Origin of the sequence: Paraburkholderia sp. RL17-347-BIC-D, from assembly GCF_046027915.1 — a bacterium.
In the GTDB taxonomy this organism is placed as follows: domain Bacteria; phylum Pseudomonadota; class Gammaproteobacteria; order Burkholderiales; family Burkholderiaceae; genus Paraburkholderia.
The window spans coordinates 1-19,924 of sequence record NZ_JARESS010000086.1 but is presented as its reverse complement, the minus strand read 5'-3'; the positions used below and the strand labels follow the sequence as shown (position 1 = coordinate 19,924).

The 19,924-nt window shown below is 60.2% G+C and carries 17 protein-coding genes and 3 pseudogenes; 18 read left to right on the top strand and 2 right to left on the bottom strand.

Going from position 1 to position 19,924, the window contains the following annotated elements:
• Window positions 1-285 precede the first annotated feature (285 nt).
• From P0D96_RS44980 to P0D96_RS44920, 13 genes are all read left to right on the top strand, one after another.
• Complete coding sequence (locus P0D96_RS44980) at window positions 286-1,125, top strand: 3-hydroxyacyl-CoA dehydrogenase (RefSeq protein ID WP_408320543.1); 840 nt, start codon at window positions 286-288, stop codon at window positions 1,123-1,125.
• 21 nt (window positions 1,126-1,146) lie between these two features.
• Entirely contained in the window at window positions 1,147-2,100 is a 954-nt protein-coding gene (locus P0D96_RS44975; RefSeq protein ID WP_408320541.1) for a 3-hydroxyacyl-CoA dehydrogenase NAD-binding domain-containing protein, read from the top strand.
• 90 nt (window positions 2,101-2,190) lie between these two features.
• On the top strand, window positions 2,191-3,699 hold the full coding sequence (locus tag P0D96_RS44970; RefSeq protein WP_408320539.1) for a CoA transferase: 1,509 nt from the start codon (window positions 2,191-2,193) through the stop codon (window positions 3,697-3,699).
• The gene (locus P0D96_RS44965; protein WP_408182899.1) at window positions 3,684-3,821 is read left to right on the top strand and encodes a hypothetical protein; all 138 of its coding nucleotides are present in this window, start codon (window positions 3,684-3,686) and stop codon (window positions 3,819-3,821) included. The genes P0D96_RS44970 and P0D96_RS44965 overlap by 16 nt, the downstream gene beginning before the upstream one ends.
• Before the next feature lie 605 nt (window positions 3,822-4,426).
• Entirely contained in the window at window positions 4,427-4,558 is a 132-nt protein-coding gene (locus P0D96_RS44960; protein ID WP_408320547.1) for a dodecin domain-containing protein, read from the top strand.
• Complete coding sequence (locus P0D96_RS44955; protein WP_408182898.1) at window positions 4,555-5,850, top strand: NAD(P)/FAD-dependent oxidoreductase; 1,296 nt, start codon at window positions 4,555-4,557, stop codon at window positions 5,848-5,850. Before P0D96_RS44960 ends, P0D96_RS44955 begins: the two co-directional genes overlap by 4 nt.
• A 183-nt stretch (window positions 5,851-6,033) precedes the next feature.
• Window positions 6,034-6,447 (top strand): Ros/MucR family transcriptional regulator, encoded by a 414-nt coding sequence (locus P0D96_RS44950; RefSeq protein WP_408182896.1) that lies wholly within the window; start codon window positions 6,034-6,036, stop codon window positions 6,445-6,447.
• Window positions 6,448-6,801: 354 nt separating this feature from the next.
• Window positions 6,802-7,194: a hypothetical protein gene (locus P0D96_RS44945; RefSeq protein WP_408320536.1), complete on the top strand. Its 393-nt coding sequence runs from the start codon at window positions 6,802-6,804 to the stop codon at window positions 7,192-7,194.
• Between the two features lie 197 nt (window positions 7,195-7,391).
• Window positions 7,392-8,948: a LuxR C-terminal-related transcriptional regulator gene (locus tag P0D96_RS44940; RefSeq protein ID WP_408320545.1), complete on the top strand. Its 1,557-nt coding sequence runs from the start codon at window positions 7,392-7,394 to the stop codon at window positions 8,946-8,948.
• A gap of 14 nt (window positions 8,949-8,962) precedes the next feature.
• Window positions 8,963-12,061, top strand: coding sequence for an ATP-binding protein (locus tag P0D96_RS44935; protein WP_408182891.1), 3,099 nt, complete (start codon window positions 8,963-8,965; stop codon window positions 12,059-12,061).
• A 204-nt stretch (window positions 12,062-12,265) separates the two neighbouring features.
• Window positions 12,266-12,514 carry a thiamine pyrophosphate-binding protein gene (locus tag P0D96_RS44930; RefSeq protein ID WP_408182889.1) on the top strand — a complete coding sequence of 83 codons (249 nt, stop codon included), beginning with the start codon at window positions 12,266-12,268 and terminating at the stop codon, window positions 12,512-12,514.
• Between the two features lie 713 nt (window positions 12,515-13,227).
• Window positions 13,228-13,434, top strand: a complete 207-nt coding sequence (locus P0D96_RS44925; RefSeq protein WP_408182887.1) for a cytochrome ubiquinol oxidase subunit I — start codon at window positions 13,228-13,230, stop codon at window positions 13,432-13,434.
• A gap of 623 nt (window positions 13,435-14,057) precedes the next feature.
• On the top strand, window positions 14,058-14,276 hold the full coding sequence (locus P0D96_RS44920; protein WP_408182885.1) for a hypothetical protein: 219 nt from the start codon (window positions 14,058-14,060) through the stop codon (window positions 14,274-14,276).
• A 276-nt stretch (window positions 14,277-14,552) separates the two neighbouring features.
• Here the strand turns inward: P0D96_RS44920 and P0D96_RS44915 are convergent.
• Both P0D96_RS44915 and P0D96_RS44910 read right to left on the bottom strand, forming a co-directional pair.
• Window positions 14,553-14,696: pseudogene (locus tag P0D96_RS44915) on the bottom strand (ester cyclase); the annotation flags it as partial.
• Between the two features lie 57 nt (window positions 14,697-14,753).
• Window positions 14,754-14,977: pseudogene (locus P0D96_RS44910) on the bottom strand (integrase core domain-containing protein); the annotation flags it as partial.
• 721 nt (window positions 14,978-15,698) lie between these two features.
• On the opposite strand from P0D96_RS44910, the gene P0D96_RS44905 reads away from it, so the two are divergent.
• The 5 genes and pseudogenes from P0D96_RS44905 to P0D96_RS44885 all read left to right on the top strand — a co-directional run.
• On the top strand, window positions 15,699-15,890 hold the full coding sequence (locus P0D96_RS44905; RefSeq protein WP_408320533.1) for a hypothetical protein: 192 nt from the start codon (window positions 15,699-15,701) through the stop codon (window positions 15,888-15,890).
• An 11-nt stretch (window positions 15,891-15,901) separates the two neighbouring features.
• On the top strand, window positions 15,902-16,291 hold the full coding sequence (locus P0D96_RS44900; RefSeq protein ID WP_408182882.1) for a DUF3331 domain-containing protein: 390 nt from the start codon (window positions 15,902-15,904) through the stop codon (window positions 16,289-16,291).
• A 1,180-nt stretch (window positions 16,292-17,471) separates the two neighbouring features.
• Window positions 17,472-17,768, top strand: a complete 297-nt coding sequence (locus P0D96_RS44895; RefSeq protein WP_408182880.1) for a YtcA family lipoprotein — start codon at window positions 17,472-17,474, stop codon at window positions 17,766-17,768.
• A 19-nt stretch (window positions 17,769-17,787) separates the two neighbouring features.
• Window positions 17,788-18,846 carry a multidrug transporter subunit MdtN gene (gene mdtN / locus P0D96_RS44890; RefSeq protein WP_408320531.1) on the top strand — a complete coding sequence of 353 codons (1,059 nt, stop codon included), beginning with the start codon at window positions 17,788-17,790 and terminating at the stop codon, window positions 18,844-18,846.
• Window positions 18,847-18,853: 7 nt separating this feature from the next.
• Window positions 18,854-19,924: pseudogene (locus tag P0D96_RS44885) on the top strand (FUSC family protein); the annotation flags it as partial.

The following is a 19,924-nucleotide window of genomic DNA, read 5'->3' as shown; positions in this document are numbered from 1 at the left end:
CGTCATCTATAGCCCATGTAATAGCCGTCCTTCGCCCTGCCAACCAGCATCAAAAAATCTCGTGACTTCGGTATCGCAGGTAGTTCTTTGGCGCCGCCCGCTGGTCTTCCGATCCCTTCGCGATGATCGACGAGACCGCTACCCGGCGGTACACAGTCGCGCCCGACATCCAGTCTCTCTTCCAATGGCAATGACCCGAAAGGACACACGATGACCCTGCCCCGAATCAGCGGAACGAATGTTTCCGCGGACGCGACCCGCTCCGGCCGATTGTTTTTCCTCGAATTGAGCGGCGGCCGCATTCACTCGATCAATCCCGACGGATCCGACCTCAGGACGATCGTCACGGATTGCCACCTCCCCGACGGCATCGTCGTGGACGTGGATGCCGGTCGTATCTACTGGACCAACATGGGTTCGATCGGCCCCCATGACGGCTCGATCGAACGTGCCGACCTGGACGGCAAGAATCGCGTGGTCATCGTCCCGCAAGGCGTCACGCACACACCGAAGCAGATTCATCTCGACAAGGCAAATGGCAAGCTCTATTGGTGCGATCGGGAGGGCATGCGCGTGATGCGCGCCAACCTCGACGGCTCTCAGGTCGAAACGCTGGTCGCGACCGGGCATGGCGACAAGGACCGTCTCGACCAGACCCGGTGGTGCGTCGGAATCACGATCGATCCGAAGCACGGGAAGCTCTACTGGACACAGAAAGGTCCGGACAACGCCGGCCTGGGCCGCATCTTCCGCGCCGATATCGAGATCCCGCAGGGCGAAGGCCCGGCAAACCGCTCCGACATTGAAGTGCTGTTCGACCGGTTGCCGGAGCCCATCGACCTCGAGCTCGACCTCGCGAAGCGTGTCCTCTACTGGACCGACCGCGGCGATCCTCCGCGCGGCAACAGCGTCAATCGCACGCCGATCGACGGACCGGCCACGTCTGAAATCCTCGTTACGCACCTGATGGAGGGAATCGGCATCGCACTCGACATTCCCGGTAACCGGATGTTCGTCACGGACCTGGGCGGCTCGGTCTACTCCGCCGATCTCGATGGAAAAAACCCGCGCAACTTCCTTTTCGCCCAAGGCAACCTCACCGGCATCGCCTATGCCGAACTCTGACCCACGCATTGGAGAAATGACATGACTGATACCAAGAGCCAGCCCATTCGCCGCATCGCCATCATCGGCACCGGCGTGATCGGTGCCAGCTGGACCGCACTGTTTCTCGCCAAGGGGCTGAAGGTCGTTGCGACGGACATCGCGCCGAATGCCGAAGCCCAGCTCAGGGCGTTCGTGAAGGCTGCCTGGCCCGCGCTCACGAGATTGGGCCTTGCACCCGGAGCGTCGCAAGCGAACCTGACGTTCACGCCCGTGCTCGCACAAGCGCTCACGGATGTGGACCTCGTCCAGGAAAACGGCCCTGAGCGGCTCGAATTCAAGCAGGATCTCTATCGGCAACTCGATGAGCTGCTGCCTCCCCACGTGATCATCGCGTCGAGCACGTCGACCCTGCCCATGAGCAGCATCCAGGTGGGCGCCGTGCTGCATCCTGAGCGCTGCGTCGTCGGCCATCCGTTCAATCCGCCGCACCTGATGCCGCTGGTCGAGATCGTCGGCGGGACCAAGACCTCGGAAGAGACGATCCGGCGCGCCATGGAGTTCTATACGTCGATCGGGAAACAGGCGGTGCGCCTGAACAAGGAATTGCGGGGCCACGTCGCCAACCGTCTGCAGTTCGCGGTGGCGCGCGAGGTCTATTACCTGGTGTCAGAGGGTGTGCTGAGCGCCGCCGACGTCGACACCGCCCTCTCCTGGGGGCCGGGCCTGCGCTGGGGCTTGATGGGCAACATGATGCTCAATCACCTCGGCGGCGGCCCGGGCGGCATCGAGCACTTCTTCCATCAGTTCGCCGGTCCGATGACGGCTGGGTGGAAGGAACTGGGCTCGCCGGAGCTGACGCCGGAAGTGCAGAAGAAGCTGATCGACGCCGTGCATGCCGAAGTCGGATCGCGCTCCATCGAGGAACTGGAGGCAGAGCGCGATGAGCTGCTGCTCGGACTCATCGAGCTGCGCACCAAAGGAAAGGCGCGCTAAAGGTACGGTGCGGCCACGCCACGCGTGGCCGCGGCTCGCGTGAATTGATTCGCGGGCAGTTGACACTCCCTTATCGAAAAAATCTCCCAAATGAAAGACTCGACCAATCTTGCAATCGAAAGCGGGCCGGATCGGCTCACCGGCATCATTCAATCGAATCTCGCGAATCCGGCGCGGAGCGCGGATATCGACCTGCACGGCGCGCTCAATGACGTACTGAAAGACGTTGGGTTATCGACGGCGGATAGCGGTGGCAAGATTACGTTCCACGGCCGCGATCCGATCATCCCCGCGCTCTTCCGGTTCGGCTCGTTGTCCGCGATCGCCCTGGCCGCGAAGGCCGTCGGCGTCGCTGCACTATGGCGACTGCGGACCGGCGAGGAACAGGACATCGAAGTGGATGTTCGTAAAGCGTTGCGGCGCTTCGCGGGGTTCTTTGATCTGAAATGGGAGACGATCAATGGACGTCCTCCAGCCCTCAAGATCGATACCAACCTCTTTCGCGAAACCCGCGACGGACGGCACGTCGTGCCCCTGAACATCTACCCAAAGCTGGCTGCCCGCGAACTCAGCCTGCTGCGGTGCGACTCCAGCCCGGAAGCCGTGCGCAACGCCATTCTGCAATGGCGCGCGGACGACCTGGAGAATGCGGCGGCGGAAGCCGGGATCGTCATCGCGAAGGTGCGCACTTTCGAGGAATTCAGCAAGGAGCTTCAGTACACCGAGGTCCTCTCGAGAATGTCGCTGATCAACGTGGAAAAGATCGGCGAAAGCGAGCCGATCCCTTTCAGCAAAGAGGGCGCGAGTCCGCTGGACGGCATTCGCGCACTTGGGATGGGTCACGTGATTGCCGGAGCGGCCATCGGGCGAGACCTCGCTTTGCACGGGGCCGATGTCCTCAACATCTGGCGGCCGTTCGACGACAGCGAGATCGAGGCGTTCGCGTGGGACACTCAGGTCGGGATGCGCTCGACGATCCTGGACTACTCGAAGGAGGATCGCGCGAAATTCGATCTCCTGCTGCAGGATGCCGATGTCTTCTTCGCAAACAAGCGTCCGGGCTATCTGGAACGCCATGGTCTCGAGGCCGAGGAACTCTGCGGCAGGAAGCCTGGATTGATCCATGCCAGTGTCCTGCTTCACGGCGCCAGGGGCCCCTGGAAGTATCGTCCGGGGTTCGATGAAATCGGCGCGGCCGTCTCGGGGCTGTTCGCCGTCGAAGGTACGCTCGCGCGTCCGAAATCGCCGCCGATCATCCCCATTGTCGACAACGTGGTGGGCTGGCTCGGCACGGTCGGCGTACTCGCGGCGCTGCGCCGGCGTGCAGTCGAGGGTGGCAGCTATCGGGTCACCGTTTCTTTGACCCGAACCGTGCTGTGGCTGTTCTCGCTCGGCATCTTCGACAGGGACTATGCCCGGGCGACCGCCGGATCTTCCGACGAGCACGCCTACGTCGCGCCCGATCTGTTCACGGCGGAGACCCCGCTGGGCACGTATCAGGGCATGACCGACCAGGTCGTCCTGTCGAAGACTCCCGGGTCCTTCAGGACGGTGCTCGTGCCACGAGGCTCGAGCAAGCCCGAATGGCTGACGCGGTGAGGGTGTCCGACCTGCGCTTTTGCGAAATCGGCCAGGAGCGCGACGGCTTTACCGTTGATATTGGTCAGCTTCCTGCAATCAAAGGACGCCATTCCGTCTCCGCCGTTTCCGATTGCGATTGAAACGGCGGAGGTCGCTGTACCCATGGACAGCGCGCCAGGGGACGAGAGCCGTCGATTCGTCTCCTTGGCGACGTTTCTGCGTGTCGGGAGATTCGATGGCCGGTGAAAATCGGTTCTGCGCTTCGATGGGTGGACAGCTTGAGCTTGTAACTGAATCGACGACATCGAACGACTTGGTGTGCGGTTTGGTGGCGCATCGATCACTTTCAAGTACGTAGCACACGCAGGTAATCGAGTGATGCGCCCAGACAAGGGTGTCATCACCACCAGGTGGTAGGCCTGAGACCTGCGCCCGGTTTCTGACCTGCGCGGCCATGGGTTGTCCAACAGCATCCCGGATACGGTTGGCAGGCCACCACAGCCTGCGATCGTTGACGATGAAGTGTGGGAGCTGAACGGCTCAAATTTGCAGAACGCGGTCCGTTATTGAGGACCGCGACGGATGCGAGGGCCATGCCTTCAATGTCCGTAAGTTGTTGACACACGTGCGCTCGCGCGATTGCGAAAGCAGCAAGCCGCGGCGTACGTCATGCGTGGATATCGTGGCACATCGCGATGCCGCGTAATCCGCCTCAAACCAAGGAGAACCTGATGTCGGAACACGTATACAAACCAAACAGATCGAACTCACCGGCTCGTCGACGCAATCCAGCGACGACGCGGTGAGTGTGGCGCTAAGCAAAGCGGCCCACCGGGCTATCGGACGTTGTCCATCATTCGTTGAGTGTTTGCAATGAGAAAACCAACTCGTATCGTGATTGTAGGTGGGGGAATCGCTGGGATTCTACTTGCGACCAGGCTCGGCGACCGGTTGGGCCGGCCGGGTGAGGCTACCATCACTTTGATCGACCGCAGCCCGACGCATATATGGAAGCCGATGCTGCATACGATTGCGGCCGGTACGCGTGACGTGAACCAGCAGCGGGTAATTTATCTCGCGCACGCGCGCGACCACGGTTTCACATATCAACCGGGAGAGATGTGCGGACTGGACCGGCAACTGCGCGAGGTGCAGCTTGACGCGATAAGGGCGCAGGACGGTAAGTTGGTGCTTGAGCCGCGAGCGGTTCCATACGATGTGCTGGTGCTGTCGCTAGGCAGTCGCGCGAACGATTTTGGTGTGCCGGGTGTAAAGGAGCAATGCCATCTCATCGACAGCCAACAGCAAGCAGAGACGTTCAACGTCGCGTTGCGCGCGCGTGCTATTCGCAGCGTCGTCAAGGATGAGCAGTTGAGAGTGGCGATTGTCGGAGCCGGCGCGACCGGCGTCGAGTTATCGGCAGAGCTGAGCCGTCTTCTCGAGCTTGCTGGTAGCTATGGCGATACCACCATCCGGGACAGGCTGAGTCTGACTCTTCTTGAGAGCGGGCCGCGCGTGCTACCTGCCTTCCCACAGGAGATTTCTGCGTCTAGCCAGCAACGGCTCGAAAACATCGGCTTTCGCGTATTGACCTCTACTGCGGTCACTTCGGCGGAACCAGGAGGTTTTCGGTACGGGGACGGGACTCTCGCCGAAGCGGATTTGATGGTATGGGCTGCCGGTGTCAAAGCGCCAGATTTCATGAACCGCCTCGCTGGTCTGGAGACCAACCGGGCAAACCAGATCGTGGTGTCGAGGACGCTTCAGGTCTTGCACGATGAGCAGATCTTCGCTCTCGGCGATTGTGCGAGCCTCACGCCGGAAGGTGCGCAGCGACCGCTTCCTCCTACCGCGCAGGTAGCCGCTCAGCAGGCGAATTATCTGGCCCGTCACCTGCCGGAATGGCTCTGCCAAAACAAGCCGTTTCCCGACTTTGTATTCCGGGATTTTGGATCGCTCGTGTCATTGAGCGACTATGACGCGTTCGGCACGCTAGGGCGCTTTGGCTTCTTTCCGGGGGGGCTCATTCGGGGGCACCTCGCCCAGTTCAGTCACGCGATGTTGTACCGGCGTCATCAGCAGGCGCTGCACGGGTTTCGCAAAGCGACACTGCTCTGGACGGCGGAACGGATCAACGGACTGGTTCAACCAAACATTCGCCTTGCCTGACAGGCTCATGTGCTTCGGGCGCCCGGCCACCGCCCACCAACGTGGAACTCGTTCAAGAGAAGTGAGTGCATGCCCGTGAGGGCATATACCGTCAGCGATCAACAATCGCTTGACCGTTTAGAAACTGCATTCTTCATTTGTAGAATGTGACGGAACGTTGCAATAGATAGGCGAACCCTCCTTGTGACAGCAAACACCGACCTGACAGAGTTGACCGCTGCGATTGTGGCGAGCTTTGTCTCCCACAACGCGTTGCCGGCAGATGAGCTGCCCGCGTTCATATCGAGCACGCATGCTGCCCTGGCTGCGCTGCGGGGTCATGTGAACACGCTTGCCGGTGAGCCGGGAGCGGCCGTACCAATCAGCGAGTCAGTCACGAACGATTTCCTCGTATGTCTGGAAGACGGTCACAAGCTGAGGTCCCTCAAGCGCTACCTGAAGCGGAGATATGGCATGTCTCCCGAGCAATACCGCGCCAAGTGGGGACTTCCCAAGGACTATCCGATGGTTGCGCCTGCGTATTCGGCGCTGCGCTCCTTGATAGCGAGGAGACGAATCCCCACGGTGGAACGGGTGTCGCAATTGGACAAGCAGTGATCCGGAAACGAGGATTGTTGACGACGGGGCAGCGCGTAAGTGTGACGCTCCGTTAGCGGCCCTTGTCAGTGTCAATCGGTAGCCAACTCAACTGGCCTCTGAACGCCCCCGCCTTGCGCTAGCCGCCCTCCGACAAGGGTGCACGGTAGAGATGCGCTACAGGCCTGCGTCCGCCTGCGTGTTACTCACGTCTGGTTGCGCGAGCGCGCCGTCTCTCGGCGTGCTCGGCGCTTATTTCCCGACTGGCTCTTCAGCATCGTTGGCGAGATCCTGCTGGCACGCGATCGTGCGCCTTCTCGCAAGGCATTTCGGCGCAGAAAAGTGGCTGTGGTCGCGTTCGCTAGCGACAGAACAGTGGCGCTTTATCAGAGAGGTCTGGCAGACAGGCTTGCCACGACGACGTCGCAGCAGCAACTCATTGCGGAAAAGCTCTCGCTGGTGGAACCGGAAGGGCGCACGCTTGAGGAGCAACTGGTCCTGATGACAGCGCCTGGAGGCGGCTACCAGCGATTCGCCCGACGTGCTCTCGCCACGCCGAGCACCGGCTCCGCCCGGCTCTGGCCGCTTGAGGCGGGTTTCACGGCATCTTCGTTTATAAAATTGCAATCATCTGAACAACTGTACAGATCAATACCGACCCGGCGGGCTCACGAGCGCGTCACGCGTTGCGGTAATGCGGACTGGACCATTCATTACCCAATCAAGACCAAAAATTCACCCTTCTGGATGTCGAGCACCTTACCCTGACGGAAAGCGTGTGCGTCTCGCCCTGCTGGGGCGGGCAAGTTTGTTTTTTTAGGGGTTTTGAGTTGAGTGACGCGACTATCACTAGGCGTATTTCGAAAGAACTGGTTTCATTCGAGCCTGTTTCGCCCGAAGACATTTATTACGACGATGCGGCCGGACCCGAGCCCGAGCGTGACGCATTGCCGTCGTCTCCGGCGATGTATGGTGGCGGGTCCGGCAGAGCCCAGGAGGTGTTTCAGCTTGCACGAATAAGTCGCGTGTTGACGGATGTGAACGTCAGCCGTCTGTCGTTGATGACGGCCCGCGCCTGGCAGGCGTTACTGCGTCTCGAATGCAAGGCGGCATTGGAGATCGTCGAGAAAATCGAACTGTCGCTTAACGATCTGCCCTCTGTGGAGCGCGACGCGAGGCGCTGGGAGATCATGGCGTTGCGCGCTGCCAGCCTCGTCCTGCAGGACAATTGCGCTGCTGCACTAGCGCTTGCCTTGTCCACGATACGCTACTGTGGCCGCGAATCGATCGTTGCTATCGCGCGGACCATCTGCCGGTACGCGTACTGGAAGCTCGGCGATTTCGAACGCCTCCACGCGGTCGGGCAAAGCAATGCGGACGTCTTGCCGACGAGGCTGCATCGAGTCGCCAGGATGTTCGATCTGTCGTTGATGGCCGCAGTGGAGATGAATCAGTTGCGTTTTCCCGCGGCCCGTTTGCTGGCCGAAGACGCCATCAGTGAGTGCCGCAGCGTATACGGCGGCGATCTGTCGGTCGCGTCGTTCGCGGCCAGCATCGTCGGGCAGGTTCTCTACGAGCAAGGCATGGTTGACGAAGCGCAGACATGGCTGTCGCAGCGCCTTGCGCAGATTTGCAAGGGCGGGACCATCGAGAGCGCTGAGCGTGCCTATACAACGCTCGCGAAAATCGCCGCCTCACGCGGCCAGTTCGACTTTGCGCAGCTGATTCTGAAGGAAGCCGAGGCGCTGGGGCAAAGGCGGAGCTGGCCACGCCTCGTGGCGGCATGCGTCGCAGGACGGATCGGTCTGCTTCTCGAACAGGACGACAGATGCGGCGCAGAGGCGTGTCTTGCGCAGCTTGCTGCATTAGAGCGGGCGCACGGCGCAGCGACCAGCCCAGGGGGCGCCGGAATTTCAGGTTACCGGGTATTGGCTCGCGCCCGTCTACGCGTGGCATGCGGCGCGACGCTCGACGATGTGTCGGCGCTGCGACAGTTGCATTGCGAAGCTGTGTGCCGGAATGAACTCTATCTCGCCGTGCAGGTGGCGGTGTGTTTGATCGATGCGCTTCTTGCCGTCGGGGAGCAGAAGGACGCCGCGTCTATTTTCTTGCGGACCCTAAAACTGGGGGCGACGGTAGGGCTTCATCAGACGTTTGTCGATAGCGGCCCTCGGGTCGGCGAACTGCTCGCGGTGCTGCAGCGGGGCGATCCCGCCGCGCAAGGCGAGGTTCGCGTACTGCTGCCGTATATTGGCAGTCTTCTGTCACGATGGCGTGCGGCTCGCAGCGTTGTAGCAAAACGTCCGACGACTGGCCGGCCTACCGTCGTGCTAAGCAGCCGGGAGCATAGTATTCTGGTCCTGATGAGCCAAGGCCTGTCGAACAAGCAGATCGCGGTCAATTTGCGCATCGCGGCTGAGACCGTCAAGTCTCATGCAAAGAAGATATTTGTAAAGCTTGCTGCGAAAAACCGCGCGGAAGCGGTCACCCGCGCCACCCAATTGGGCCTCATCCAGGTGTGAGGAGCAAGGTTGGTATGAAAGCTCAGTCGAGTACGCATTCTTCGATCAGTTTCGCCGGCTTTCGTCTGGATATGGCGAACGAATGCCTTTGGAGGCTGGATGCCGGCGCGCCACCCGAACGGGTTGACTTAACGCCCAAGACCTACGGCGTGTTGCGGTTTTTGGTCGAGAATCGCGGTGCGCTGATTACCCACCACGCGCTGCTCGAAGCGGTGTGGCCCGATGTGCACGTACAGCCCGAAGTCGTGAAGGCCCAGATACAGATGATCCGGACACGGCTCGGCGATAGCGCGCAGCACCCACGCTACATCGAAACGCTGCGCGGACGCGGATACCGTTTCGTCGCGCCCGTAGAGGTCCCTTCAACGGGATATCAGCAGATTGCAAGCGACGAGAGCAACGGCCACTTTGTCGGTCGCACGAGCGAACTGCATCAACTGGCCGCTGCGATCGAGCGGGCCAGAGCCGGCAACAGTCAGCTCGTGGTGGTTACCGGTGAACCAGGAATCGGCAAGACCGCGTTGCTCAAGCAGTTCGTTGCCGCCCAGAGGTTCGAGCATGACGATGCGTGGGTCGCTGAAGGGCATTGTGTCGAGGGTTATGGCGGCACGGAACCTTTTTATCCAGTTCTGCAGGCTCTCGGGCAACTTTGTGAGGGAGCCCGCGGCAATGAAGTCGTGAAAGCGCTGGTGACGCTTGCGCCCACGTGGGCGTTGCAGCTCCCGGGCCAGGTGGCGAGCCATGTCCGCGAGTCCCTGCTGCGGCAGATCGTTGGCGCTTTGCGCGAACGCATGCTGCGGGAAATCTGCGACGTGCTGACCTCTCTGACGCGGACACAGCCGCTGGTTCTGATATTCGAAGATCTTCATTGGGCGGACCACTCAACCATTGATTTGCTGGCGGCGATTGCGGGCCAGTCAGGAGCTCTGCGCCTGATGGTCGTCGTCACTTACCGGCCGACGGAGGCGGCGCTGGCTGACCACCCAATTGAGGAACTGCACCACGAGCTTTCGCTGAGGGGCTTGTGCCGCGATCTGGCGCTTGGCCCACTTGCTGGCGACGCGGTGGTTTCGTGGCTGACAGGCCGCGATCATGTCGACCCTGCCGAGGAAGAACTGTGCTATCGAATCGTACAACGTTGCGGCGGCAACCCGCTGTTTATGCGGGCGACCCTCGCCGATCTCGTGGAGCGGAACATGCTTCGCAAGACGGCGACCGGCTGGCGGCCATTGGTGCCATTAGCGGTGATTAGCACGACCTCCCCCCGCACGATTATCCAGACGATCGAGGGGAGAATCCGGCGGCTGGGTAGCGACGAGCGGAATCTGCTTGAAGCCGCAAGCGTGGCAGGGCTCTCCTTTTTATCGGCGACCGTGGCCGAGGCCGCGGGTTTGTCGACGGAGCGTTTCGACGATCTGTGCGAGGCGCTGGCACGCAATCAACGTTTCATTCGACGTTGCGGGGTGAAACGCTTACCCGACGGGGGCGCGGCGACTATGTTCTGTTTCGACCATGCCCTCATTCGCAGCGCGTTCTATGGGCATCAAGGGCTGATCCGTCGCACCCGTTTGCATCGGCAAATCGCGGAACGGCTCGAGGCGATCTTTCCTCGCGATCAGAGGGCGGAGGTGGCATACGAGCTCGCGCAACATTTCGCTGACGCGAGGGAGTGGCTCAAGGCGATCGACTATCTGCGCATTGCGTTGCAAACCGCGAGGCTTCGCTTTGCGTATCGCGAGGCGCAGTCGATTCTCGATCTTGCCGCTTCGCTCACCACAAAGTTGCCAGCTGATTTGCGTCCGCTGAAAAGTTTTGAGTTTGCCGAGGCGCGCGCGTCGCTTTACGCTGCGGGGCATGATCCGCGCGCCGAGGCGGCCTGGATCGAACTCGAGGAGCAGGCACGTACGATTGGCCGGCTCGATGCGCAATTGCGTGCCATGCTCGGCCTCGCCTACGTCTTTAGCTGGAGCGACAAGCAACGTTGCATCGGGATGCTGAACGAAGCGCTGACGCTCAGTGCATCGCATCCCGACCTGCGCGTCAGCGCGCTGGTGCGCGTGAGTGCCTATGTACGCCGTATCTGGGCCAGCGGCTGGTCACACGCGGATCTGACCGAGTGCGAGCGTGCGATCCGCATGCTGCGCGAGACGGGTGATCCACTGGTGATCGCCCGGGCGAATATGGAATACAGCATGCTGTGCATCATTTCCTCCCAGTATCGCGAAGCCCTCGGGACTGTGCGGACGAATTATCAGATCCTCTTTGAGCACGCGGTCGAACATCCGGGCTTTGACCTCGCGATGGCGACGTGGATGATCCGGATGGGTACGCCGTGGGCTCATCTCTTCGTGGGGGAGCTGGGACGGGCGATCGAATCGTTCGATCTGGGCATGATGTTTTTCCGCGAGAACGGTGATTATTTTGCCGCTCGCACCCTCGAGATCTATCAGGGATGGTTGTTTGTGCACACGATGGACTACGAGACGGTCATTGAAATCTACCAACGGCTCGTGCCGGCTGCAACCTCGACCGCGCGAGCGGACGAAACCGTTTCTGGCGCACTTGTGCCAGTGCAACACCGTGCGTGTATTGTGCTCGCGGGCCTCGCCTACCTAGGATTGGGGGATAGCGTACGGGCCTCGTCGCTGTTTGCTGAAGCGGACCGTCAGATGGACGCCACTCCCACCACGTTCGACTGGTACTGGAAACTGGCAATCGAATGGGGAGCCGCCGAGGCAGCAATGATGGCGGGAGACCATCACACCGCCAGATCACGCGCGCAGGAGTTCGTGAAGCTCGCCCTCGCCACCGCAGACCGGACGTGGCAGGCCCTGGCATGGGAAGTCGTTGCGCGTGAGGCGCTGGATCGCGGCGATCCGGTCATCGCACTCGATAGTATCAACAAGGCGTTCGCGGCTGCGGAGGGATTCGAAACTCCACTAGCGGACTGGCGGCTTCACCGCACTGCGGCGGCGATTCACGAGGCCCGCGGTGACGCTGGACAGGCGGATGTGCAACAGCGCCATTTCATTTCGACGCTCGAGCGGCTGTCGAATTCCTTGCCGCGCGGCACTCAGATTGGCCGACGTCTGCTCGCTCTGGCAACTAGCTGATCCATACTTCAGGTGTGAGGCAAGGAGGAGCCATCATTGTGCGGATCCCTCCTCAGGGGGATACCAGATGTTAGGGCGCCCAGTCAGAATATGGTGATCATCTCACCGATCCGGTGAGCGCGACGGGCAGTGACGGACTCCGTGCCTGGGTTTTACAAGGGTGGTTGGTCACTTCATGAACAGGCCCCCTTCAGGAGTGCCGACATGAGAAAGAAAGTTGCCGAAATTATTGTAGACACCTTCGTTTCGGCGGACGTAAAGCATTGCTATGGGATCGTGGGCGACACGCTGAATCCCATCGCTCACCACATGAATGAGAGCGACATTGAGTGGCTCCATGTTCGTCATGAGGAGGCGGGAGCGTTCGCCGCCGAAGGCGAAGCCATGTTGACCGGCAACCTGACCGCTGTCGCCGGAAGCTGCGGACCTGGGGGTCTTCACTTAAATTTGTAGGAATTCCTGGGTGAAACGGGGTGGCCGCAAGCGCGCTGTAATCGGCAACGCGCGCCTAACGGCCGCTCCTGGCCAATGTGTCGGCGCAGCACTTCGAACAAGACACTCCATCCCTCGACCCGCCGTCCCGCTTTGCCATGCATGTGGAGCGGGGCGCGGTCCGATCAGAGGAAGCAGGATATGGATATGGGAATCCAAGGTAGAACCGCGCTGGTTTGCGGCCCAATTAGCGGGCCGGGCTGCGGCCGTGCGGAGGCCTTTAGCCACCAAAGCCGTGAACGTGGTGATGGCGGCATCAACCCTTGGAAGCTTGAGGCGACGGCGAAGGCCACGGCCATACGCGCTCAAGGTGGCGTCACGGTCAGACTGTGGCGTGCGACATCACTACACCCGACGGACGCGCTGCCGCGCTAGCTGCAAAGCATTTCCTGCTCGTCGACCCGGACCGAGTGCTGAATGTGGCGCTGCCTGCGCGTTTCTCTGCAGCGAACATTCCGGATAAATCACTGGATAAGAACCGCTTGATCCAAGGCGGAGCCTATCCAGGAACGTTCCAGATCGGAAGAAAAAGGGATGCCCGCAAGAACGTATCGTTTCACTACTCTCGGCCTGGCACGACAGAACAACCTTGCCTGGCGGGTCGTAGTCTATCGACGCGAACGCTTGTGGGCAAACAGTTGCACAAATGTTTGCCAACCCAAGGGATGTAGAAAGTGACCTGGACAGCTCTCTTTTTGTCGCGGATTCAGTTTGCGTTCGCCGTTGTATTCCACATTATTTTGTCGTTCTTCGCCATTGGGCTTGCGGCTTGGTTGGCAGTACTTGAAGGACTCAATCTTGCAACCAGGCTGGCGTTCTATCGATGGCTTTTCGGTAGCCGCTGGATTCGTACTATGTCGGAGCGTCGCGCGCGCAAATGACCGGGTACCTTCTGCAATGTCGTCGTTGATCCTCACCTCGTCGTTTGCCAGACTTGCGGTGTCGTTCTGGACTTACACGATTCTACTTTCGATGACGGCGCGTGACGTGGCTGCGCCGAACAGCAGTCTCTCATTCATGTTTGGGGCGCAGGTCTCTCCGTGCGTCCACTGCCGCTCGCCTATACATCCCTTGTGTATCGCGTGCTCCGCGTGAAGTTAAAGGAGGTCCCCGTGGGCTTTTAGTCGCATCAAGCGACATATAGCGCGACAATTCCCTTCTCGCTGGTCGTGGCCACCGCGCCAGGGTCATTTGGTATTTGATCATTGACGACGACTGCGATGTTTCCGAATAGCTCTGTGCATCTATATAACCCTGGCGCCTATGATAGGAATTCGCGCTCAGCGTGGTCCACCCCTATTTACGATTGGTGAGTGCTTCACGCGTGGGGCTCGACACATACTTCTTTAAAGACATGCAGAACATAATCTTATGGATCGATTCCGCGGCGTGCCAACAGGTTCCGAAGACACGATCTGAAACAGCCGTTGCAAAGAGGTGTTCATCCGCTAAAGGAGACGTGCGTGACCACCGCTGCCGACCCTACCGAGGCCTCGGAGTATGCGTGCGCGTCGCCGAGATCACCGCGCTCTCCTTTAACGGTGTCGAGCCACGCTATACCGTCACCTGGTACATTCATGAGGAAGGTTACTTCCTTCCGGAGCACGTGATTGCAAGTTATACAGAGTCGCTTGAATTTGCGTGTCCTGAGGAGGCTGTCGCCTACGGTCAGCGTCGCGCGCATACATTCGTCGATTGCGCATTCGTTGTTTCGAACCAGTAACGTCACCACGCATGGGGCAGGTGCAAGGTCGCCCCAGATTGCACCGGGGGCTTCTTGAAACTGGTCTTAATTCAGGTTGCCTACTGCCCCTCGCAAAAGGCAAAGTCCGTTAAGGAAGCGCCGGTCAGCGCTGTCGCTCCGAATGACTGCTCCTCGCTCAGGGACTGATCTTCACGGTTGACGCCGTGCCCATGAACGGGCCGGCCACATTCCGGCCCGTTCTCGCGTTACGTACACATGGCGTTGCCGAAAGACACGGAAGCGCCGCGCCCCGCGTCATGCTGCGTTGATGTGTCCGAGTTGTTGCACGGCGGTCACGCCGTCGTCCAGGCCGATTTCCTCAACGATCTTGCCATCTTTGAGGCGGGGCACGGTCATGCCGGTGAAGCGCATTTTCCGGCCGGTCGCAGGCGGCAATGAGAGGTGGCACCGTTCGTTCGGACAGTTTTTTCGATTTTTAAGTGGAGTGCTGGGCGGTCACGCTGCCGTTTTAATCGCGGGCAGCATCGCGAAGTAAGCTTCGTCCGGGGTCTTGTCCGACAGACTTGAATGAGGCCTTTGTTGGTTGTACCACGTAAGATAATGGTCGATTGACTTCCTTGCTGGTCGACGGACTCATAGGCCTTCAAATATATCTCTTCGTACTTCACGCTGCGCCACAGCCGTTCGATAAAAACGTTGTCCCGCCACGCACCCTGTCCTTAGCAAAATCGCGGCTTGCATCTGGTTGATCAGCGCGGTGCGGTGGCGAATCCATACATGCAGGGAAAGTACGAATACCCCCTTCTATGGGGCGTTGAAAGTCAAACCCTGTTCAGTGAAAAAATTCTGTTATGCGAAGGAAATCTCCTTGGGCTATCCGTTGTCTGCATGCCAGCCTGCGGGGTCGCCTGCTACGACCAGACGCAGGCTGGCCTGCAGACAACCCGTACGCAGAGGACTCGCTGATGGCATACACCCTTTGCAGGTTGGCATGTCAATGTCGTTCAGGTAAGAGTGTCTGCTGACCGGTCAGACCCCCAACGAGGGGATGGAGACTCTGTCAAGGAACAGATAAGCTTGTTGCTGGGTAAAGTCCGAATAGGTCGTTAGGAGTTATCTGGACAGCTCGCACGAGATCCGCTTATGTAGACGGGAATACCTAAGACTTGGTTACTGGTCTCGTGTGTTTTCCGGTCTCTGCAAGCGGTCCCGTTCTGCTTCGGCACAAAGACAGGACACAATGAAAATGCTCAAAGATTTTCGCTATCTCTCATGCCGCAGGGGAAATCGTCGCTTGTTGCACCGCCAGCTTGGCATTACTCCAATGATTGTTTCATCATCGAATACCAGGCCGGTCCGTAGGCCGGAGCGGCCGCTCTTCCGGCTAGTGTCAAAGCGGACGAGAAGTCGTCGGGGCGTGCGTTCTTCAGGTTTCCCGACTTGCAGCTTACCGGTTCCAACGACGAGGTCACAGACCCGGCGCGATATCGGTATCGCGAGGCGTTTGCGATGGTTGAGGCGATCTTCGATGCCGCCCCGGACGATTACTGCCCACACATCTTCGTGGACGACGCCGCCGCCATTGCAGGTGCCTGCACGCAGGTTTTCCCGAAGAAATATACGAATGTCTAAGGAGCACCCTCATGGGGAATGTCATCGAAATCGACTGGGCGTGGTTCCACACCGTGGCGCTCCTCAGCCGTGATAGCCCCACCACATGTCGGGGGCATCGGCCCGCTCACGCAGACTGTCGCCACGAAGCTTACAAAAGGTGCGCGATCCGGGTACTCGAGCGACAGAGTCGGACAACTGCTACCGTCGCATGGAGCGACTCGACCGCTTGCCGCTATGGCGAACAACTCTGGCAGCGCTGTATCGCACGGAAAACCGGAATATGCGCACTGAGCGGGCAGGCCATAGCGAAAGGTGATGCCGTGTACAGCCCTCGAGTATTGCGACGCGCTCCACAAAATATCGACGCCATGATTCTGGCGTCTGTGATGGAGGCGACCACGTCGGACGAGGGTGTTTAACTAACGAAGGGTAGGTAACACAACGGCATCAAAGTCCTCACGTCGAGGTCAATGGAGGCTGAACGCGGCTCGCCGCATCAACTCCGCAACAAAGCGAACTGGCGTCGCTCCTTCGCGATGGCGATGTTTTAACTATATCGACACCTATCTCCCAGGAATGAATCCATGAACGGCGCGGATAGCCTTTTGAAATCCTTGGTCGCAAGCGACGTTCACATCCACTTGAGGCTCCGACATGAAACTTGACGCTTTCGCGTTCCAGCAACTGCGTCGCCTTGCTCCAAGCCTAGACGACATCCTGAGCACGGGCGAGGTCGAGCACGTAGACCAGGCTGTGAATCTTGCTGCCCTAGCTACCCTGTGCGCAGAACTGTTTGAATCATATTGCTGCCTCTGTCAAGACGATATGAAGGACCTCGTCTCGGGAAAGGCCTCCGGGGCGCCCGTATGGTAACCGGTCGTTTGTAGTCGCCTTGGCGCAGAGAGCATGACTCATTGTTGCTACGTGTCCACGTGGACACGTAGCTCAAACGCGTAATCGATCGACGCGCATATGATTGTTCTTGCCGCGTATACGGGTTCAGTAGCAAGTCGATCGGGTCTAGCAGATAAGCTCGGTGCTGGTGGTGCGTGGGCCGGCCCCCATCGATTAAAGCGCATCCCCTTACTGGGGGATGGTGGGCCGTGCCGCGCCAGGAGACAATGTGTTTACCGGATTGAGGTCGAACGGCGCCCCCGGAGAAGAGGTAGCGCTTGTCGATCACTGCCGGGCGGCTCACTTGCGCTTCGCCATAACGACTCATTTTTCGCCCCAGGATACGCCGCATCGAATCCCAGTGCAGGGTATCAGGCGGGAACCGGTCGGTGCGCAGCCGCAGAAGTCGCTTCGCTGGCGCTCCTTGTTAGTCGAAGCCGTGCCCGTGTTACTGATAGGCATATATCCGTGTTTGCCAAAGTTCCACAAATCAGCAATCGTTTCTTTCGGCTAGTGCATTTTCATGCGATGCGTGGTGCCTCTTTCTGCACTAGTGCGACGAATTGGTACGTCTGCAAGCTCTCGGCGAGCGGAGCGCGGGCTACTACTTGGAAAAGGCGCTATCGGTTTGTTCAGAAAACCCTTCGATGGCGATCCTTCGTTGGAGCTTCTCGTGTGACATTGATTCCAACCACAGGGACGACATTGAAACGACACATCCCGAGCGCCAGAGGCAGATGTTCAAAGCGCGCAATCGGCGCGGCCGCGATTGCCGCGATCCCGATATCAGGGTGCGCAAGTTCGCCATCCATCGGCGTGCTGGGCGCATACTTTCCCGACTGGCTGTTCTGTATCGTCGCGGGCGTTGTGCTCACGGTCGTCATCTATGTGATTCTCAAGCGGCCGCAGGCCGACCGTCTGATGGGACCTGCGGCCCTGGTGTATCCCACGCTTGTCGCTTTCTTCGCACTCGCTGTCTGGCTAGTGCTGTTCCAACACTGAAGCTCCGCAGATCGATGCAATGGCGACGACTACCAGCGAAACATCGAAAAAAAAATGGCCGGCCATCGTGATGGTCGTAGTGACGCTGTTGCTGCTCGCCTACGTCATCCGGCTGTGGGACCGCGCGCCTCGCACCGACGACGCCTATGTCTACGCGGATACGATCGACGTCGTGCCCGAAGTCAGCGGCCGCATCGTCGAGTTGGCCGTGCGCGACAATCAGACGGTGAAGCAGGGCGATCTGCTGTTCCGTATCGATCCGCGCCCGTATCAGGATGCGCTCGCGCGGGGCAAGGCATCCCTCGTCGCGCTCGACCGCCAGATCGAGCTGACCCAGCGCACGGTCAATGCGCAGCAGTACAACGCGCAGTCGGTGCGTGCGGCCGTCGAGCGCGCGCGAGCCGCGGCCGGCCAGGCGTCCGATACGCTGCACCGTATGGAGCCGTTGTTGTCGCACGGTTATGTGTCGGCGGAAGACGTCGACCGTGCGCGCACCGCGCAACGCTCCACACAGGCCGAACTCAGTGCCGCGCAACTGCAGGCGCAGCAGGCGGCGGCGGCGGTGAGCGGCGTCGATGCGCTGGTCGCGCAACGTGCCGTCGTCATGGCGGAGATCGCGACGGCCGAACTGAACCTGGAATATGCGACGGTGCGAGCGCCGTTCGACGGACGCATCGTGTCATTGAAGACATCGACCGGCCAGTTTGCCACGGCGCTCAAACCTGTCTTCACCTTGATCGATAAGCGCCACTGGTACGTGGTCGCGAATTTTCGCGAGACCGAACTCAAGGGCGTCAGGGCGGGGACGCCCGCCACGGTCTACCTGATGAGCGATACGGGCCAGCGTTTCCAGGGCAGCGTCGATTCGATCAGCTATGGTATTGCGCCAGACGAAGCCGGCCTTGCATTGCCCGGCGGATTGCCGCGCATTCAACGCACGCTTAACTGGGTGCACGTATCGCAGCGCTTCCCGGTGAAGATCCGCATCGACAAGCCGAATCCGGAACTGTTTCGCGTCGGTACGTCGGCGGTGGCGGTGCTGGAACCCGGGCGCGGCGACAACGGTGAGCGCCATTGAGGAGCCAATGACCGCCGCCGACTATCTGCCCGTCACGTTGCGCGATGCAGGCGCTTTCCTGAGGCGCGAGCTTGCGCCGTTCCCCGGCCGTCTCAACGTGATGTTGCGCTGCGTGCTGACGAGCGCCATCGTGATCGTCGCGTCGATGGCGCTCGAAGTGCCGGAGCTCGCGCTGTCGCTACTCGTGGTGTTCTATGTCACGCAGTCGAACGTGGTGCTCACGCGGCTGGTCGGCATGCTGTTCATGGTCGGATCGACGCTCGCCATTGGCCTGTCGATCCTGGTACTGAAATTTACGTTCGACTATCCGTTGCTGCGCATTGTCATCGCGAGTCTGATGTTTTTCGGCAGCGTGTACCTGCTCCGGGTGCTCAAGATCGGCGTGGTGTTCTTCTGCGTCGCGATCGTCGTGATCTACGTGCAGAGCTTCGTCGACCAGACCGATCAGGCCGACCTGCTGATCCGCGCGGTGTTGTGGGTGTGGGTCGCCGTCAACTATCCGATCGCGCTGACGCTCGTGATCAATACGTTGCTGCTGCCTGCCGAGCCGCAATTGCAACTCAAGGAGGAAATCCATCGGCGACTCGAGGTGCTGGGCACGCGCCTGACGCAGCTGATCGACGGCACCGCGAGTGCCGCGCCGATCACGCTGGCGGGTGTCCAGCAAGGGGCGCTCACGCTGCAGAAGCTGCTGCGGTTCACGACGATGCGTGATGCCCACTATCTCGAGCATCAGGCGTCACAGCTTGCGTGCATAGCGACGGTGTCGCGGCTTTATCGCGGAGCGAGCGAACTGCCGCTCAGTTGGCCAGGCATGTCGGCAGCGCAACTGGCGATGTTGCGCGAGTTGCGTGCGAACTGCCGCGCGCTCGACGAATCGGTCATGACTGGCGAACCCTATCGCTACGTGAGCACGGCGACACCTGAAGAGCGCAATGCCGCCGACACGATTCCTGCTGCTGCCGAATCGCAGCGGGCGCTGCGCGCGTACGCCGACCTTGTTACAAGCGGTGCCGCCCCGGCCGGCAAGCCGCCCGCGAGTGAACCGATGGTCGCGCCCGACGCATGGACCAATCCC

Coding starts and splice junctions, on each gene's coding strand:
- P0D96_RS44965 (WP_408182899.1), top strand. CDS start 3,684: ATGGCTGACGCGGTGAGGGTGTCCGACCTGCGCTTTTGCGAAATCGGC.
- P0D96_RS44940 (WP_408320545.1), top strand. CDS start 7,392: ATGTATGGTGGCGGGTCCGGCAGAGCCCAGGAGGTGTTTCAGCTTGCA.
- P0D96_RS44900 (WP_408182882.1), top strand. CDS start 15,902: ATGGGGAATGTCATCGAAATCGACTGGGCGTGGTTCCACACCGTGGCG.
- mdtN (WP_408320531.1), top strand. CDS start 17,788: ATGGCGACGACTACCAGCGAAACATCGAAAAAAAAATGGCCGGCCATC.
- P0D96_RS44975 (WP_408320541.1), top strand. CDS start 1,147: ATGACTGATACCAAGAGCCAGCCCATTCGCCGCATCGCCATCATCGGC.
- P0D96_RS44955 (WP_408182898.1), top strand. CDS start 4,555: ATGAGAAAACCAACTCGTATCGTGATTGTAGGTGGGGGAATCGCTGGG.
- P0D96_RS44930 (WP_408182889.1), top strand. CDS start 12,266: ATGAGAAAGAAAGTTGCCGAAATTATTGTAGACACCTTCGTTTCGGCG.
- P0D96_RS44970 (WP_408320539.1), top strand. CDS start 2,191: ATGAAAGACTCGACCAATCTTGCAATCGAAAGCGGGCCGGATCGGCTC.
- P0D96_RS44935 (WP_408182891.1), top strand. CDS start 8,963: ATGAAAGCTCAGTCGAGTACGCATTCTTCGATCAGTTTCGCCGGCTTT.